A 17052-nucleotide genomic window follows, 5' to 3' on the forward strand; every position below is an offset into this window, starting at 1 on the left:
ATGACGACCTTCAATGTGATGGTGCCGGTGGCCGGCGTGCTCACCCTGCCGTTCCTGCCGATGCTGCATGAACTGATCCGGCGCAGCGACGTCGCGGCGCTGCCGATCGGCGACGGGCCGTTCGTCGATCAGCCGCTGCTCGCCGCGCGCTGGCACGACGCGCTGCGCGCGCACGTGGCCGGCACGCCGCCGCCGGATGCGTCGATTGCGCCGCCGTGGCAAGCGCTCGGGCTGGCCGTCCAGCACGCGGATGCAATCCAGGTCGCACGCGACGCGCATCGCGACGACGTGCTCTACGCCGATCGCACGGTCACGCTCGACGAAGGCGCGCGGGCGGCGTACGCATTCGCCGACCAGCGCATCGACATCCGCGCCGGCGCGACGATCGGCACGCTCGCGCATGCGCCGCTGATCGACGTCGACGATGCGGTGCTGCGCGGCGTCGTGGTCGGCGACACGGTGCGCCTGCGCGGGGCCGGCGGCTTCGCGTGCCTGTATGGCGAGCCGCTCGTCTTCGGCGCGGCGCCCGACCCGCGGCCCGCGGATACACCGGCCGCCCCGCGCCGCGCGGTCTCGCTCACCCGCCACTTCGCGTCGCTGCCGCATCGCTTCCTGCACGGTCGCTACCTGCTGCCGTGCGACGTTCGCCTGCCCGCGCACACGGTCGTGCAAGGCAACCTGATCGTCGAAGGGACGGTCGTCCTCGGCGAAGGCTGCGTGCTGCGCGGCAGCGTCAAGGCGCATCGCGTCGAACTCGAGCGCCACGCGTTGCTGCACGGCGCGGTATTCGCGCGCGACGACGTGCTGCTCGCCAGCGCAAGCTGCATCGACGGCGTCGTGTCGGCCGGCGGCCTGCTGCGACTGACGGGTGCGCGCATCGGGGTCGCCGGTCATCCGGTCAGTGCGTGCGCACGCGACGTCTCGATCGTCAATCATGCCTGCGTGCATGGCGATCTCGTGGCGTGGCGCAGCGGCTGGTTCCACACATCCCGTTAAGGAGCGCCTCATGTCCGATCGCCCCAGCCATCGCGGTCCGCGCGTGCCGGTTGCCACCCTCGCGATGCTGTGCGGCGTCGCCTTCGGCGCGCCCGCGGCGCTGGCGGAGCAGCCGGACGATGCCGCCGCCGCGCCGGCCGTGCAGCCGCCGGACCCCGCGACCATCATCACGCCACGGATGCGCGACGAGTCGATGTTCGTGCGCGTGGAGGCCGAAGGCCTGCCGGACGGCGTGCCGCTCGCGGAGTTCACGCCCGAGGACACGAACCGGCCGCCGCTGCCCGATGCAGTCGTCACACATGTGCAGGCGCCGCAGGAATCGCACACCGAATTGACGCTCGGCTATTCGAACGCACACCTGACGCACGGCTACGGCGACTGGTACGGCGTGCACCTGCGCGGCGTCTATCAGGATGCCGGCCGCACCGTGCTCGGCGAACTGGCGCAATTGCATCGCTTCGGCGAAAACACGCAGCTCGGCGCGCTGACCTACGTACAGGATCTGGGCCCCGACTGGTTCGGCGGAATCGGCTTTTCCGGCACCACGTCAGGCACGATCCTGCCGAGTGCGCGCGTCGACGTGTCGATCAACCGCAAGCTATTGTCCGATCGTTCGCTGGTCGCGTCGCTCGGCGCCGGCTACGCGTGGAACCGCAGCGGCCACCGCGATCAGCTCTATCACGCGGGCGTGATCTGGTACGCATTGCCGAAGTGGATTTTCGAGGCGGGCGCGAACTATACGGTCGATTCGCCCGGATCGGTGAAGGCGCCCGCGTACTACGGCGCCGTCACCTACGGCGAAGTCGGCAAGAGCGTGATCGTGCTGCGCGGCGGCGTCGGCCGCGAGGCGTATCAGGTCACCGGCTCGGGCTCGCAGATCGCGGATTTCCGCAGCCACGAGATCACCGCGAAATGGCGCTACTGGTTCACGCGCAAGTGGGGAACGCAACTCGAATTCGACTATTACCACAACCCGTACTACTCACGAATCGGCGGCGAGCTCAGCGTCTTCTATCGCTGGTAACCGGGCGGGCGCCATGCAGACGCATCCCGTCCGTCCTCCCGTCGATCGTTCGCTGCGCACCCACGCGTATCCGCAGCGCTGGCTGTCGTCGATCGCGCTGCTGACGCCCGCGCTGTACGCGGCGCTGTGGTTCGGATTGCCGCTCGCGTGGCGCTACTGGCGCGCGGTCATGGCGTGGGGCGCGCACCAGATCGATCCGGCGCTTCACGTGATCGTGATCGGCTATCCGCCCGACGCGCCGCGCGTGCCGCTGCTGTCGATCGACGTCGCGGCCCGCATGCCGGGCGGCATGCTGCTGGTCGCCACCGCCGCGCTCTGTGCGATCGGCTTCGCCGTATCCTTCATCCGGCGCACGCGCTGGCTGCCCGTTGCATATCTGTTACGTATCGCGAGCTTCACCCAGCTGCTGATCTGCGCGTACTTCTGGCTCGCGCCGGGCACGTTCCCGTATGTCCCGCAACTGCACCTGCGCGACATGTTCGTGCTGCACGGCGCGGCGATCGCGCTGATCCCGCTGGTCATGGCCGCGCTGTACTACCCGCTCGATTTCTCGCTGCTGCAAAAGGCCGTCGCGTCGCTGCTGGTGCTCGGCTACTTCGTGCTCGCGCTGCCGTTCGTGATGCTGCTGCACGCGACGATCGTCCATCACGGCTCGCTGCTGTTCCTGCCGTTCTGCTATTTCCTGCTCGGCGGGCCGCTGCTGATCGGCCTGCTGGTCACGCTCTACACCTACTGCGCAAGCTGGCCCGGCGCGCTGACGCGCGATCGCGATTCCGTCTGCCGATAGCGCGTCCAAACGCGCCGTATCAGCGATGAAACGAATCCGGCGTGTTTCCGGACCCGCCGCGCGACCCGCGCCGCAGGAAGCCAGCAGGACCGGGCTTCCTGCGCCAATGGCACGTTGTTCGCTTCTTTCACTACGTCGTATCGAGTCCTCTCATCGGCGAAGGCAGCGCGGCACACCGGCGCATGGGCGCAATCCGGCCGCCGTCGACACGCACCGCTCGATACCCGACGAACCGGACAGCCGCACACACCTACGGGGCTGGATTGGTCGACCTGGCGGCACGCGCATCACGGCTGCCGCATGCCCCATTCCTTGAGCGAGGAGCACACCATGTTGGCAAAGTCAGGCAAGTTCTTGCGGATCCTGTTCGCGCTGTTCGCGCTCGCGTTCGCATTCAGTCCGGGCGGCGTTCAGGCGGCCACCAACCAGCTCCTCCTGTTGGTGCCCGACACGCTGACGCTGCCCGATTCGCGCGTGTCCGCATGGCTCGACAGCGCGCAGGAAGAAGGGCTGCAGATCACGGTGATGACCGACAGCCAGTTCATGGCGGCCGGCGCATCGCTGTCGCAGTATCCGGGCCTGATCCTGCCCGACCAGGTGCACACGACGGCCAGCGACACGCTCGTGACGGCGATCCAGAACTACGCGCTGAACGGCGGCAAGGTGATGCTCGTCTACGATTTCGGCGTGCTGAATTCAGCCGGCTTCTACGTCAGCCCGAAATCGCGCTTCAGCAGCATGGCCGGTGTCGACTACGTGCTGTATGACCAATACGGCGGCAACATGATCGGCCTCGGCAACGTGACCGGCATGAGCAGCTGGCTGCGCACGCTCCAGGTGCCTCCCGGCAAGTCGATGGCTTGGAGCACGACTTCGTCGACCACCACGACCGCGAGTGCGCTCGCATCGACGAGCACCTCGGGCGCGTCGACGAACGCGTCGTCGGGTAGCGCACAGTTTCTGGCCGCCAGCCCGTCGAATCCGGGCGGCCTCGCCAATTACAACCACGACGCATGGTTCAAGTACACGACGCCGCCCACGGGCAGCGGCGTGCTGAACCAGACGGCCCCGAAGCTGACCGGCACCGTGACCGGCAAGCTGAAGAAGACCACGGCGTATACCGCCAATTCGCTCCTGAGCACGTCGACCGGCAAGACGGCCAACACGCTCGCGTCCACGCTGGCCACCACCACCGACACGCTCGAAGGCATCTCCGGCTACGTGTACGGCTTCCTCACCTATCCGAGCTTCGTCACGCAGGGGACGTACACCGGCACGACGATCCTGACCTCGCCGACCTTCGGGCTGGTGTCCGGCTACAACACGTATGGCAACGGCGGCGTGCTGTTCGTCAACCTGCCGCTCGCCTACCTCGACGGCCAGACCGACGGCATGCTGATCCACGGCTACCTGCATTATTTCGGCACGCAGATGCTGAACCTGCCGTCGCTGTCGGCGCTGCCGAAGGCGATGGCCGGGCTCGTGTTCAACTGGCACTTCTGCGCGGGCGACCAGATCCAGCCGGCGCTGCAACTGAAGAACCTCGGCGTATGGAATAACGGCCCGTTCTCGCTCGTGATCACTGCTGGCCCGGACGAAGCGACCTTCGGCGACGGCAACGGCATCAACCTCGCGAACAACCCGACCGCTCAAAACCTCGTCAAGTATTTCCTGACCAAGGGCCATCGCGTCGGCAGCCACGGCGGCTGGATTCATGATTACTGGGGGGCGAATGCGAGCGAAACGAACGCGAGCACGTTCACGCAGTACCTCGTGATGAACCATCAGGCCGTCCAGGCCGCGACCGGCCAGCCGGACGTCGAATATGCGGCGCCGGAAGGCAACACGCCGACCTGGTCGGTCAACTGGCTCGAAAGCAACGGCTTCAACGGCTACTACTTCACCGGCCACACCGGCTCGGCACCGACCCGCGCATACCGCAACGGCGCGCTGCTGAACCCGGGCCTGTGGGCTTACCCCGTGATGCCGTTCGGCAAGTACGCGACGTTCGAGGAGTTCCAGCAATACGCGGTGCCGACGGCCGACGTGAACAACTGGTACGCATCCCTGATGAACTTCGTCGTCGCGAACCGCACGAGCCGGCTGATCTACGCGCATCCGCTGGGCGCGTCGTCCTACACGTCGACGTTGTCCGCGATCTTCTCGCAAGCCAATACGCTGAAACTGACGGGTCAATTCAAGTGGTACACGATGAGTGACATCACGACCTTCGATCGTGCACGCCTGAACGTCACGTGGTCGGCCACCGACACGGGCAGCGGCTGGACGTTCGCCGCCAGCCACCCGACCAGCCTCGCGAACATGACGTGGCTGCTGCCGAAGAAGGGCTTTGCAATGCCGGTCATCACGCAAGGCTTCGGCAGCGTCGGCATCACCGACTCGACGTACTGGCTCGTGACCGCGAACAGCGGCACCAGTCTCAAGTTCACCAGCGCCAAGGTGCACTGAGCCGCGACATCGACACACCCGCCGGCGCGCGACGCGGCCAACGCCGCGCCCGGCGGGATTTGCGCAAGACTATCGCGCAGGAGCCCCCCATCATGAACCGGCCCGCGCTTTTCCCGGCCGCACGCGCACGCGCGGCGGCCATCGCCCGGCTATGCCGCCGGTGGTGCGTCGCCTGCTGTGTCGCCGCATGCGGCGGCGCGCTGCAGGCGAGCGCCGCCGAACTCCAGCTCAACGGACTCTACCAACGCCCCGACGGCGCGATCACCGTGCGCCTGAACGGCGCCGGCATCGATCCTTATTTCGCGGCGAAGGCGCTGCTCGGCGCCGCCGATGCGGGGCTCGACGCGCATCAGGCCGCGCTCGCATGGATTGCGTGGCTGTTGCCGCGCCAGCGTCCAGACGGCGGCTTCGATCGCTACTGCATGAAGAGCGGCCAGTACAGCTCGTGCGCCGAAGCCGACGCCGACGACGCGATGATGGCGACCTGGATCGAACTGCTCGCCCGCTTCGCGCCGCCCGAGGGCCTGCCCGCCGCATGGGAACTCAGCCTGAATCGCGCGGGTGCGCATCTGGATACGCTGCTCAGCAAGCCCACCGGCGTCTACCAGATCTCGTCGACGCTGCACGTCGCGCTGCTGATGGACAACGTCGAGGTACACAGCGCGTTCCAGGCGCTCGCCGCGTACTACGTCCGCCATGCCGACTACACGCACGCCGGCCCGTGGAGCCAGCGCGCCGACCGGCTGGCGTCCGCGATCCTGAAGGTGTTCTGGCGGGGCACGCAGTCCGGCTTTCGCGCGAGCACGCAGCGTATCAGCGACACGACGTTCTATCCCGCCAAAGTCGCGCAGGTCTTTCCGCTCCTGTCCGGCATTCAGGTTCCCGAACAATCGAGCGAGGCGATCTACGGGCAGTGGATGCAGAAGTACGGCAAAACCTGGCTGCAACTCGCAGGCTCCGATTATCCGTGGGGCTTGATCGCACTGGTCGCATTCAAGATGCGCGACTGGAACACGGTCGCGTGCTGGCATGCCCGATCCGGCCCGTACCGTCACGGCGCCCACTGGAACGTACTGGAGGAGGCGCTTTATCTGGCATTCGAAAGCCGGATGGCCGACCCGGTCGCACCCGCTCAATGCGGCTTCACGACGGCGGCGACAACGGAGACCGCGTCACGCTGATCCACGCGTGCGCACGGTCCGGGGACATCTACAGGGAAGGAGACGTGTCATGTGTGGCATCGTCGGCGCGGTCGCGCAACGGGATATCGTCCCGATTCTGATCGAAGGTTTGCGCCGCCTTGAATATCGCGGCTACGATTCATGCGGGGTCGCGACGGTCGTCGACGGCCAGGCACGCCGCGAGCGCAGCATGTCGCGCGTCGCCGATCTCGACGCCCACGTGCGCAGCGCCGGCCTGACCGGCAGCACCGGCATCGCGCATACGCGCTGGGCAACCCACGGCGCGCCGGCCACCTGCAACGCGCATCCGATTTTCTCGCGCGACGAAATCGCACTCGTGCACAACGGCATCATCGAGAACCACGAAACGTTGCGCAAGCAACTGTCTGACGAACACTACGAGTTCGACGGTCAGACCGACACCGAGGTGGTCGCGCACCTGATCCACAGCAAGTATCGCGGCGACCTGCTCGCCGCCGTACGCGATGCGACCTCGCAACTGCACGGCGCCTATGCGATCGCGGTGTTCAGCAAGCATGAGCCGCAGCGGCTGATCGGCGCGCGGGCCGGCTCGCCGCTCGTCGTCGGCGTGAAGGACGGCGAATGCTTTCTCGCGTCCGACGCGCTCGCGCTCGCCGGCATCACCGACCGCTTCATCTTTCTCGAGGAAGGCGACATCGTCGAACTGACGCCGGGCGGCGTGCGGGTGCTCGATCGCATCGGCGCGCCGGTCGAACGCGCGATACAAACCGTTTCGTCCACGCAGGGCGTGGTCGAGCTCGGGCCATACCGGCACTTCATGCAGAAGGAAATCTTCGAGCAGCCGCAGGCCGTGGCCGCGACCATCCCCGACGCCGGGCTGTTCGATCCCGCGGTGTTCGGCCCGGACGCCGCGCGCGCGTTCGAGCAGATCGACAACGTGCTGATTCTTGCGTGCGGCACGAGCCATTACTCGGGCCTGACGGCACGCCGCTGGCTCGAGACGATCGCGCGCATCCCCGCGCAGGTCGAGATCGCGAGCGAATACCGCTACAGCGACGCGCTCGCGATGCCGAATACGCTGGTGGTCAGCGTGTCGCAATCCGGCGAGACCGCCGACACGCTCGCCGCGCTGAAGTACGCACAGGCGCTCGGCCACATCGACACGCTGGCGATCTGCAACGTGCCGACCAGCGCGATGATGCGCCAGACCGGCCTGCGCTTCCTGACGCGGGCCGGCCCGGAAATCGGCGTCGCGTCGACCAAGGCGTTCACGACGCAGCTCGTCGCGCTGTTCATTCTCGCCGTCACGCTCGGGCGGCTGCGCGGCTATGTCGACGACGCGCAGCTCGCGCGCTATACGATGCAGTTGCGGCGCCTGCCGGGCGCGCTCGAGGACGTGCTGGGGCTGGAGCCGCAAATCGAGCGCTGGGCGGCGGAATTCTCGCGACATGAAAACGCGCTGTTCCTCGGACGCGGGCTGCACTACCCGATCGCGCTCGAAGGCGCGTTGAAGCTGAAGGAGATTTCGTATATCCACGCGGAAGCGTATCCGGCGGGCGAGCTGAAACACGGGCCGCTCGCGCTCGTCACGCATACGATGCCCGTCGCCACGATCGCGCCGAACGACGCGCTGCTCGAAAAGCTCAAGTCGAACATGCAGGAAGTGCGGGCGCGCGGCGGGCAGCTTTATGTGTTCGCGGATGCCGATACGCGAATCGACAACGGCGAAGGCGTGTCGGTGCTGCGGATGCCGGATTACTACGGGTTGTTGTCGCCGATCTTGCACGTCGTGCCGTTGCAGTTGCTCGCGTATCACGCAGCGTGCTTGCGGGGGGCGGATATCGACAAGCCGAGGAACCTGGCGAAATCGGTGACGGTGGAGTGAGGTGTTTTGCGTGCCCGGGGCGGGTGCGCGAAGGTCGTCAAGCGATCAAACTGGCCCGCCCTACACGATTCGAACGTGTGACCTACGGCTTAGAAGGCCGTTGCTCTATCCAACTGAGCTAAGGGCGGTCGGGGAGAAAAGACACAGCCTGACACGGGCCGGCATTCGGCATCGGGCTTTTGAGCAACGGGCAGCGTCAGCAACACCGCCCCCACCCACTCAAACCCCCGAAACAAAACGGGCCCGGCATGAAGCCGAGCCCGAAATTATACCCGATCATCGCGTCAGATCACGCGAGACGGCGCCCGCGCCATCAAACCGGCTGCGGATGCAGCATGAACCAGCCGAGGCAGAACACGCCGGCGATCACGCAATACACGCCGAACGACGCGAGCCGGCCGCGCCCTTCGAAATAGCGCATCAGGAACCGCACGCTCAGGTACGCGGCGATCGCCGTCAGCACGCCGCCGAGCAACGCATCGGCGAGCTGGTCGCGCGCATGGAACAGCTTCGGCAGTTCGAGCACGCCCGCGGCAAAGATGATCGGCGTGCCGAGCAGGAACGAGAATTCCGCCGCCTTCTCCGCCGTCAGCCCGGCCGCATTGCCGGCGATCATCGTCAGCCCGCTGCGCGAGAAGCCCGGAATCAGCGCACCGATCTGCGCGAGGCCCACGAAGAACGCCTGCTTGAATGTCATCTTCTCGGGCGCCTGATGCGCACGGCTGCGCTGGATGCGATCGCCGAGCCACAGCAACACGCCGTTGACGATCAGCGCGATCGCGACGATCCGCAGATCGTGAAACACGCGTTCGATGCGCTTCTCGAGCAGCAGCCCGACGATGCCGGTCGGAATCGTGCCGATGATCAGCGCCCACATCAGGTGGCCGTCATCGTTCTTGCGGCCGCCGAGCTGCGCGAAGAAACCGCCGATCAGCGCGATCCAGCGCGCGCGGAAGTACCACAGCAGCGCGAGCGCGGTGCCGAGGTGAAGCGCGACGAGGAACGGCAGCAGTTGCGGCGCGTGCTTGTCGATGTGCATGCCGAACAGCGCCGGCACGAGCAGCGTATGGCCGAGGCTGCTGACGGGGAAGAGTTCGGTGACGCCCTGCAGGACGCTCAGGAATACCAGAAACCAGAGGCTCACGCGTCGGTCCTTTTAGTGAAGATCAAGCGGGAAGGAAGGCGGACGACGCGATGCGCGTCCTGGAAAACGCGCCCCGATTATGCCGAGCCAGGATTACTGCGCCAAGGCATTTGGCAGGATATTGCGGCAATGCACACAAACACTTGCAACTTGTAAGCACTCAGAAAGCAAAAAGCCCGCCATTTGCATGGCGGGCCTGTCGACTTCGGCAGGAATTGCCGTCAGCGGCCGAGCTGATAGAAAAATAATACCGTGCTGCCGGTGAACATGCCGAACAGTGCGATTCCCATTGCCATTGCCAGATCCATGGCCCCCTCCACGAAGTGTCATGACCCGGCAACATCACCGGTTTAGAGGCATTATCCCGACCGTCGACAATGTTAAAAACTCGCAATTTCCCCAGAAGGGTTTTCCCCGACCGGCCGCGGCCCGATAATGGAACGCGCATTGCCCCCGTCACCCGCCCAACCCGATTCGCCATGCCGATCTTCCAGCAACACGACATTCACGAACTCCACGCCGGCCCGTCGCTCGTCCGGGTCGCCCCGCAATTCGGCGGCCGCCTGCTGTCCTGGCACGTCGATGGCGAACCGGTGATCTTCTGGCCGGAAACCGCCGACTGGAGCAACCTCGCCCGCGTGCGCGGCGGCAATCCGCTGCTGTTCCCGTTCCTCGGCCGCCACCGTGTCGACGGTGAAATCGGCCGCTGGCGCGATGCGGCCGGCGTCGTCCGCGACCTGCCGATGCACGGTTTCGCGCGCGATCTCCCGTTCGACGCGCACCCGTCGGCCGACGGCGCCGCGCTGTCGATGACGCTCGACGCGAACGACGCGCTGCGCGCGAGCTATCCGTTCGATTTCCGGTTCGAAACGACCTACCGGCTCGCCGATGCGCATACGCTCGACGTCGCGCTGACGACGACCAATCGCGGCGACACGCCGCTGCCCTATTACGCCGGTCACCATTTCTACTTCGCGCTGCCGCACGGCGAGCGGGCCGATACCCTTCTCGAGTTGCCGCCGACGCACCGTTGCCAGCAGCGCGCGGACGGCTCGATCAGCCCGCCCGAACCGGGCGCAGCGCGCTACCGCCTCGACGATCCGGACATCCTCGACCGCTTCCACTGCCTCGACGGCGAGCCGTCCGCGCCGGTGCGCATCGTGATGCCGGGCCGTCGCCGCACGATCGAAATCGCGCTGGACGTGCCGGGTTCGATCCCGTGGTACGCGGTCACGACGTGGACCGAAAAGCCGGATTCCGACTTCTATTGCGTCGAGCCGTGGCTCGGCCTGCCCGATGCGATCCACAACGGCCTCGGGCTGCGCATGATTGCGCCGGGCGCGACCGAAACGGCCGCGCTGCGGATCCGCGTCGCCCCGCTCGCCGGCTGATTCGACGCGCACCGAACCGGGGCACGGCGGCCCGGTTGCCACCGAAACTGCGGTGCGCGGGTCGAACCCGTTAAAATCGGACGTTTTGTGTTGCCTGCCGCGTCACGCGCGGCGGGGTTTTGCGAGGTTCAATGTTCGGAACAACAACGAAGCGACTCTTCGCAGCCGCCTGCGCCGCCCTGCTCGTCGCGTGCGGCTCCGCGCCCGTCGGCCCCGGGTTCTATCGCGTCGAGCGTGGCGACACGCTGTACAAGATCGCGCGCGACAACCGCACGTCGGTACAGAACATCGTGCGCTGGAACCAGATGACGAATCCCGATGCGATCGAAGTCGGCCAGGTGCTGCGCGTCGCGCCGCCGCCCGGCACGGCCACCGCATCGACGCCGTCGACCACCGGCACCGGCAGCGCGGGCCGTGCGCGCCCGGCGCCGTCCGCACCGGTCGAATCGGCCGTAAAGCCGGCCACGAGCATCGCGCTGATCTGGCCGGCGGCCGGCAACGTGGTGCGCACGTTCGACGGCTCGAAATCGAAGGGCATCGACATCGCGAATTCGCCGGGCACGCCGGTGGTCGCGGCCGCGCCGGGTGTCGTGGTCTATGCCGGTAACGGGCTGCGCGGCTACGGCAACCTGATCATCCTGAAGCACAACGCCGATTACCTGACCGCCTACGCGCACAACCGCGCGCTGCTGGTGAAGGAAGGCCAGTCGGTCACGCAGGGGCAATCGATCGCCGAGATGGGCAACAGCGACAGCGATCGCGTCGCGCTGCATTTCGAGCTGCGCTATGGCGGCCGCTCGATCGATCCGTCACGCTACCTGCCGGCGCGCTGAGCGCACGACAGACGACACGCGACGCCGGCGCGCATCGCGTGCCGTCGCGGCGAAAACGGAAAAAATCGCGTCAGCGCTTGCGCAGACGTCCGGTGAAACGGCCGGACAATGGATCGACGTGACGAGCAAACGCTACCAGCACCCCGATTCCGATCAGGCTGAACCCCGCAGCTATCAGAAGCAAATCCATGGTCACACCACTGTTTTGTCTTGATCTTATGCGTCATTGTGGAATCGTGCACTGAGCCTCGCCTATTGGACGAGTCCGAACATTCCCTATCAGCAAACACCATTGTGGATTCGTCCGCGTGAAATCCTGATGTACGCCGTTCACCCGATGCCACGCTGACGCCCAGGAGACCATGCGATGCTGCCCGCCGCCGACCGCTACGACCACCTCCTCGCCCGCTTCCACTGGGGCATTCCGGCGCGCTACAACATCGGCGTGGACGTGTGCGACAAATGGGCCGACGGCAGCGGGCGCGTCGCGCTGATCCACGAAACGGCGCAAGGCGACGTTGTCCGCCTCACGTTCGACGATCTGAAGAATGCTTCTAACCGGCTCGCGAACAGCTTTGCGCGGGCCGGCCTGCGGCGCGGCGACCGGATCGGCATCTTTCTCGCGCAAGGCCCGGAAACGGCGATCGCCCATCTCGCCGCGTACAAGTTCGGCGCGATCGCGGTGCCGCTCTTCACGCTGTTCGGCGTCGACGCGCTCGAATACCGGCTCGCGAACAGCGAGGCCGCCGCGCTCGTCACCGACGCGGCCGGCTACGCGAAGATCGCGCCGCTGCGCGCGCAACTGCCGGCGCTGCATACCGTCTACTGCATCGGCGACGATGCGCCCGACGCGCCCGGCGTGCTGCGCTACGACGCGGCGCTCGCCGCCGGAGCGCCGGATTTCGTGCCGGTGGACACGGCCGCCGACGATCCGGCCGTGATCATCTATACGTCCGGCACGACGGGCAAGCCGAAAGGCGCGCTGCACGCGCATCGCGTGCTGCTCGGCCATCTGCCGGGCGTCGAGATGTCGCAACAATGCTTCCCGCGCGACGCACGCCTGTTCTGGACGCCCGCCGACTGGGCCTGGATCGGCGGGCTGCTCGACGTGCTGCTGCCGTCATGGCATCACGGCGTGCCGGTGCTCGCGCGCCGCTTCGAAAAATTCGACGGCGACGCGGCGTTCGCGCTGATGGCCCGGCACGGCGTCACCCACGCGTTCCTGCCGCCCACCGCGTTGAAGCTGATGCGCGCCGTCGCGGCGCCGCGCGAACGCTACGCGCTGTCGCTGAAGTCGGTCGCGAGCGGCGGCGAATCGCTCGGCACCGAACTGACGGCGTGGGGCCGCGATGCGCTCGGCGTGACGATCAACGAGTTCTACGGGCAAACCGAGTGCAACATGGTGCTGTCGTCGTGCGCGGCGCTGTTCGGCGCGCGGCCCGGCGCGATCGGCAAGGCGGTGCCCGGCCATACGGTCGCGATCGTCGATGCGGACGGCACACCGCTGCCGCCCGGCGCCGAAGGCCGCATCGCGGTGCGCCGCCCCGACCCGGTGATGTTTCTCGAATACTGGCGCAACCCAGAGGCAACGCGCGACAAGTTCGCGGGCGATTACCTGCTTACCGGCGATACGGGCACGATCGACGCCGACGGCTTCGTGCGCTTCGTCGGCCGCGACGACGACGTGATCACGAGCGCCGGCTACCGGATCGGCCCCGGCCCGATCGAGGACTGCCTGCTTACGCATCCGGCGGTGCGGATGGCGGCCGTCGTCGGCGTACCCGACGCGACGCGTACCGAAATCGTCAAGGCGTTCGTCGTGCTGAACCCCGGCCACGTCGGCGACGATGCACTCGTCGGCGCGCTGCAGGCGCATGTGCGCACGCGGCTCGCCGCGCACGAGTATCCGCGCGCGATCGCGTTCGTCGACAGCCTGCCGATGACCGCGACCGGCAAGATCGTGCGCCGCGCGCTGCGCGACGCGTGAGCGGCCGGCCCCCGCTCGGCCCGCCCGGCCGGATGGTTTATAGTGGCGCCACGCAGCTTTTCCAAGAAACCGATGTCCTCTGATCAACACGCCGCCGCGGGCGCGTCGCACAGCCCGCTCTACGCCAAACTCCTCGGCGAAACCGCCAAGATCGACTGGTGCGATCTCGAGCGCTTCTTCGCGCAGGGCAAGTTGCTGTCGATCGCGCGCGACCTCGATCTCGTCAGCGTCGCGGAAGCCGTCGCCAGCGACGACGCCGAACAGGTCACGCGCTGGCTGTCGTCCGGCCTCGTCGCGCGCATGCCGGCCGAGACCGCCGCCGACTACGCGGCGCGCAAGCCGGAACTGTGGGCGGTCGTCGTCTCGCCGTGGGTCTGCGTGCAGGAACGCGCCTGACGCGTCCGCCATGTCCGATTCCGCGTTACCGCACGGAGCCGGCGGCGCGTCGGCCGCCGTCACGCATCGGCGCGTCCTCGCGCTCGCGTTCCCGATCGTCGTCGCGAACCTGACCCAGCCGATCCTCGGCGCCGTCGACACGGCCGTCGCCGGCCACCTCGACGGCGCGCAGTATCTCGGCGGCGTCGCGCTCGGCGGGCTGTTCTTCAATTTCGTGTTCTGGGGCTTCGGCTTCCTGCGGATGGGGACGACCGGGCTCGTCGCGCAGGCGCATGGCGCCGGCGACGACGCCGCGATCCGCCTGAACCTGCTGCGCGCGCTGATCGTCGCGTTCGCGCTCGGCGCCGCGGTGCTGGCGCTTCAGGTGCCGCTGCTGTCGTTCGCGCTCGCCGCGCTCGGCGGCAGCGATGCCGTCCGCGCGACGGCGCTCGCCTACAGCCACGCACGGATCTGGAGCGCGCCGTTCGCGCTCGCGAACTACGTGGTGCTCGGCTATCTGCTCGGCGTGCAGCGCGTCCGGCTCGCGCTCGTCGCGCAGGTGTTCATCAACGCGGTGAACATCGGCGCCGTGCTGCTTTACGTGTACGGTTTCGGCTGGGGCATCGCCGGCATCGGCGCCGCGACCGCCACCGCGGACGCGTGCGGCTTCGCGCTCGGCGCGTGGATGCTGTGGCGACTGCGGCCGCGTGGCCTTGCACCGCTCGCGATGCGCGCGCTTGCCGACCGCGTCGCGCTCAAGCGGCTGGTCGTGCTCAATCGCGACATCTTCCTGCGCACGCTGTGCCTGCTCGGCGCGTTCGGGTGGTTCGCGCATCTCGGCGCGAAACAGGGCGACGCGACGCTCGCCGCGAATGCGCTATTGCTGAATTTCCAGACCTTCATGGCGTATGGCCTAGACGGCTTCGCGCATGCGGCCGAGGCGCTCGTCGGCGCGGCGGCCGGCGCGCGCGATCGCCGCGCATTCCGGCAAGCCGTGCGCGTCACGCTGTTCTGGTCGGCACTCGGCGCGCTGCTGTTCGCGCTCGTTTACTGGGCGGCGGGTAGCTGGATCGTCGCGCGCCTGACCGACCAGGCCGAGATCCGCGCCGTCGCGCTGCGCTATCTGCCGTGGGCCGCGATCTCGCCGATCGTATCGGTGTGGGGCTTTCTGCTGGACGGCGTGTTCATCGGCGCGACGCAGACGCAATTGCTGATGCGCGCAATGCTCGTGTCGTTGTCGATCTTCATCGTGGCCACGCTCGCCACTGTCGGCACGTTCGGCAATCACGGCCTCTGGTTCGCGCTGCTGCTGTTCATGGCGGCGCGCGGCGCGACGCTCGCACGCTACCTGCCGGCGCTGTTACGGCGCATGGGCGCCGACCCGCAGGCCGCGTCCGCGGCCCGCGCGTGACGGCGTGCGCGGCCGACCGTTACTGCACCGGTTTCGGCGGCGGCGCGTCGAGCATCGACGGCGGCGTCATGTCGGTCGGCACGCCGTGATAATCGGCCGGATCTTCCGGCGGGTGGCCGCGGCGCGCCTGACGAGGATCGCTGCTGCAGGCGGCAAGGAGGGATGCGGCCAGCACGGCCAGCACGAAACGGGTCATCAGGTAGGGCTCCGGAAAACGGCGCGCCCATCGCACGCCGGGACCGCGCCGAGTCTAGCGGAAATCCGGTTTCGGGGTTGCGCCGCGCATGTCCTACTATGTACGCATGGCGCTGTGCCGTTGAAAGGAGGCTGCCATGTCGTCTGAGGAAATTGCGGGCCTGATCGGCCTGTTCATCGGTCTGATGGTGCTGGTCGCACTCTCGTACTTCGAGTCGCGCGAATACAAGCGCAGCCACGAAGGCGAAGGGATGATCCACCACTGGATGGCGGAACACCACTTGCTCGACTGGCGGCGCAAGCACTGAGCGCGCCGCTGTCGTCCGGCCCTCCTCTCGGGCCCTCGCGAACGTGCCGCGGCGCGGCACGGTGACAGTTGCGTATCGCTGAAATTATCAGGGCCCGATACGCACACATCGATCGGATGCACGAAGACCGTCGCGCGGCACCTGCCACGCGCCGGTCTTCGTGTGTGCGCTTGGCGCCTCAGGAGGCGCGACGCGATTCGGACCGCTTAGCCCAGGAAGTGGCGGGCGTAGCGCGCGTTGATGTCCGACAGGCGGAACAGCGTCAGGAAATCCGCGCAGTTGAAGTCGGGATCCCAGGCCGGCGCGCCGCAAATCTTCGCGCCAAGGCGCAGATAACCCTTGATCAGCGGCGGCGGCGCGACGACGGTGCCCGTCTGCAGTTCGTCGACCGGCAGGGCCGTGTGCGGGAACGCGCGATACTCGGGCGCCGTCAGCGAGCCCGCCGACAGCGACTGGTACAGGTTCGCCGCGTAGTGGCCGCCGTCGGCCATCGACACGCTCGCGCAGCCGAGCATCGTCTCGTAGCCGTTCTGCATCATGTACGCGCCCAGGCCGCCCCACAGCGCCATGATGACGGCGCCGCTGCGGTAGTCGCTGTGCACGCACGAGCGGCCGACCTCGACCATCTTGCCGCGCAGGTGCGTGAGGCGCGACAGGTCGAATTCGCCTTCGGCGTACAGGCGGCCGACACGCGCCGCCTGGTGCGGCGGCAGCACGCGGTAGGTGCCGACGACTTTCAGCGTGTCGAGATCGCGGACCAGCAGGTGGTCGCAATACGCGTCGAACGGATCGACGTCGAGACCGGACGGGCCGCTGACCTGCGCGCCCATCTCGTCGGCGAACACGCTGTAGCGCAGGCGCTGGGCTTCGCGCAATTCGTCTTCCGTACGCGCCCATGCGGCGCGCAGGCGATACTCCGATGTGACGGTTTCACTGGCGCGCGGCAGGTGGCGCCGCGACATGTCGAGGGGCAGCGAGGCAAAAGGGAGCGTAGGCGTCGGCAGTTCTCGCATTAGGCTTTCCTGATCGTAAGGAATAGGACGACATGCCCGCCAATGTAGTAACCGGCCGTGACCGTTATGTG

General features: G+C 67.4%; 15 protein-coding genes and 1 tRNA gene. 12 read left to right on the top strand and 4 right to left on the bottom strand.

Annotation, left to right across the window (positions count from 1 at the left end; all coding sequences use genetic code 11):
• From HWX14_RS04800 to glmS, 6 genes are all read left to right on the top strand, one after another.
• The gene (locus HWX14_RS04800) at positions 1–996 is read left to right on the top strand and encodes a polymer-forming cytoskeletal protein (protein WP_175881763.1); all 996 of its coding nucleotides are present in this window, start codon (positions 1–3) and stop codon (positions 994–996) included.
• Positions 997–1006: 10 nt separating this feature from the next.
• Positions 1007–2020, top strand: coding sequence for a YaiO family outer membrane beta-barrel protein (locus HWX14_RS04805; protein WP_175881764.1), 1014 nt, complete (start codon positions 1007–1009; stop codon positions 2018–2020).
• Positions 2021–2033: 13 nt separating this feature from the next.
• Positions 2034–2807 carry a hypothetical protein gene (locus HWX14_RS04810; RefSeq protein WP_175881765.1) on the top strand — a complete coding sequence of 258 codons (774 nt, stop codon included), beginning with the start codon at positions 2034–2036 and terminating at the stop codon, positions 2805–2807.
• Between the two features lie 330 nt (positions 2808–3137).
• Positions 3138–5276, top strand: coding sequence for a polysaccharide deacetylase family protein (locus tag HWX14_RS04815; RefSeq protein ID WP_175881766.1), 2139 nt, complete (start codon positions 3138–3140; stop codon positions 5274–5276).
• 92 nt (positions 5277–5368) lie between these two features.
• Positions 5369–6457: a hypothetical protein gene (locus HWX14_RS04820; protein WP_175881767.1), complete on the top strand. Its 1089-nt coding sequence runs from the start codon at positions 5369–5371 to the stop codon at positions 6455–6457.
• Positions 6458–6506: 49 nt separating this feature from the next.
• A complete protein-coding gene (glmS, locus tag HWX14_RS04825) occupies positions 6507–8324 on the top strand; it encodes a glutamine--fructose-6-phosphate transaminase (isomerizing) (RefSeq protein WP_175881768.1) in 1818 nt (605 codons plus the stop codon).
• 51 nt (positions 8325–8375) lie between these two features.
• On the opposite strand, the gene HWX14_RS04830 is transcribed toward glmS, so the two are convergent.
• A tRNA-Arg gene (locus HWX14_RS04830) sits at positions 8376–8452 on the bottom strand.
• 185 nt (positions 8453–8637) lie between these two features.
• A complete protein-coding gene (locus HWX14_RS04835; RefSeq protein WP_021157259.1) occupies positions 8638–9468 on the bottom strand; it encodes an undecaprenyl-diphosphate phosphatase in 831 nt (276 codons plus the stop codon).
• A gap of 479 nt (positions 9469–9947) precedes the next feature.
• Between HWX14_RS04835 and HWX14_RS04840 the strand changes: the two genes are divergently transcribed.
• The 5 genes from HWX14_RS04840 to HWX14_RS04860 all read left to right on the top strand — a co-directional run bounded on the left by HWX14_RS04840 (position 9948) and on the right by HWX14_RS04860 (position 15465).
• Positions 9948–10859 carry an aldose epimerase gene (locus HWX14_RS04840; protein WP_175881769.1) on the top strand — a complete coding sequence of 304 codons (912 nt, stop codon included), beginning with the start codon at positions 9948–9950 and terminating at the stop codon, positions 10857–10859.
• A gap of 131 nt (positions 10860–10990) precedes the next feature.
• Positions 10991–11692: a peptidoglycan DD-metalloendopeptidase family protein gene (locus HWX14_RS04845; protein WP_175881770.1), complete on the top strand. Its 702-nt coding sequence runs from the start codon at positions 10991–10993 to the stop codon at positions 11690–11692.
• Positions 11693–12059: 367 nt separating this feature from the next.
• Complete coding sequence (locus tag HWX14_RS04850) at positions 12060–13679, top strand: acyl-CoA synthetase (protein ID WP_175881771.1); 1620 nt, start codon at positions 12060–12062, stop codon at positions 13677–13679.
• Positions 13680–13751: 72 nt separating this feature from the next.
• The gene (locus HWX14_RS04855; protein WP_175881772.1) at positions 13752–14075 is read left to right on the top strand and encodes a DUF2288 domain-containing protein; all 324 of its coding nucleotides are present in this window, start codon (positions 13752–13754) and stop codon (positions 14073–14075) included.
• 10 nt (positions 14076–14085) lie between these two features.
• On the top strand, positions 14086–15465 hold the full coding sequence (locus HWX14_RS04860; protein WP_175881773.1) for an MATE family efflux transporter: 1380 nt from the start codon (positions 14086–14088) through the stop codon (positions 15463–15465).
• A gap of 19 nt (positions 15466–15484) precedes the next feature.
• Here HWX14_RS04860 and HWX14_RS04865 read toward each other — a convergent pair whose 3' ends face one another.
• The gene (locus tag HWX14_RS04865) at positions 15485–15661 is read right to left on the bottom strand and encodes a hypothetical protein (protein WP_175682797.1); all 177 of its coding nucleotides are present in this window, start codon (positions 15659–15661) and stop codon (positions 15485–15487) included.
• A gap of 136 nt (positions 15662–15797) precedes the next feature.
• On the opposite strand from HWX14_RS04865, the gene HWX14_RS04870 reads away from it, so the two are divergent.
• Positions 15798–15968 carry a hypothetical protein gene (locus HWX14_RS04870; RefSeq protein ID WP_006476323.1) on the top strand — a complete coding sequence of 57 codons (171 nt, stop codon included), beginning with the start codon at positions 15798–15800 and terminating at the stop codon, positions 15966–15968.
• Positions 15969–16174: 206 nt separating this feature from the next.
• Here HWX14_RS04870 and HWX14_RS04875 read toward each other — a convergent pair whose 3' ends face one another.
• Complete coding sequence (locus HWX14_RS04875) at positions 16175–16981, bottom strand: GNAT family N-acyltransferase (RefSeq protein ID WP_175881774.1); 807 nt, start codon at positions 16979–16981, stop codon at positions 16175–16177.
• Positions 16982–17052 lie beyond the last annotated feature (71 nt).

Origin of the sequence: Burkholderia sp. BCC0044 (assembly GCF_902832955.1) — a bacterium.
In the GTDB taxonomy this organism is placed as follows: Bacteria; Pseudomonadota; Gammaproteobacteria; order Burkholderiales; family Burkholderiaceae; genus Burkholderia.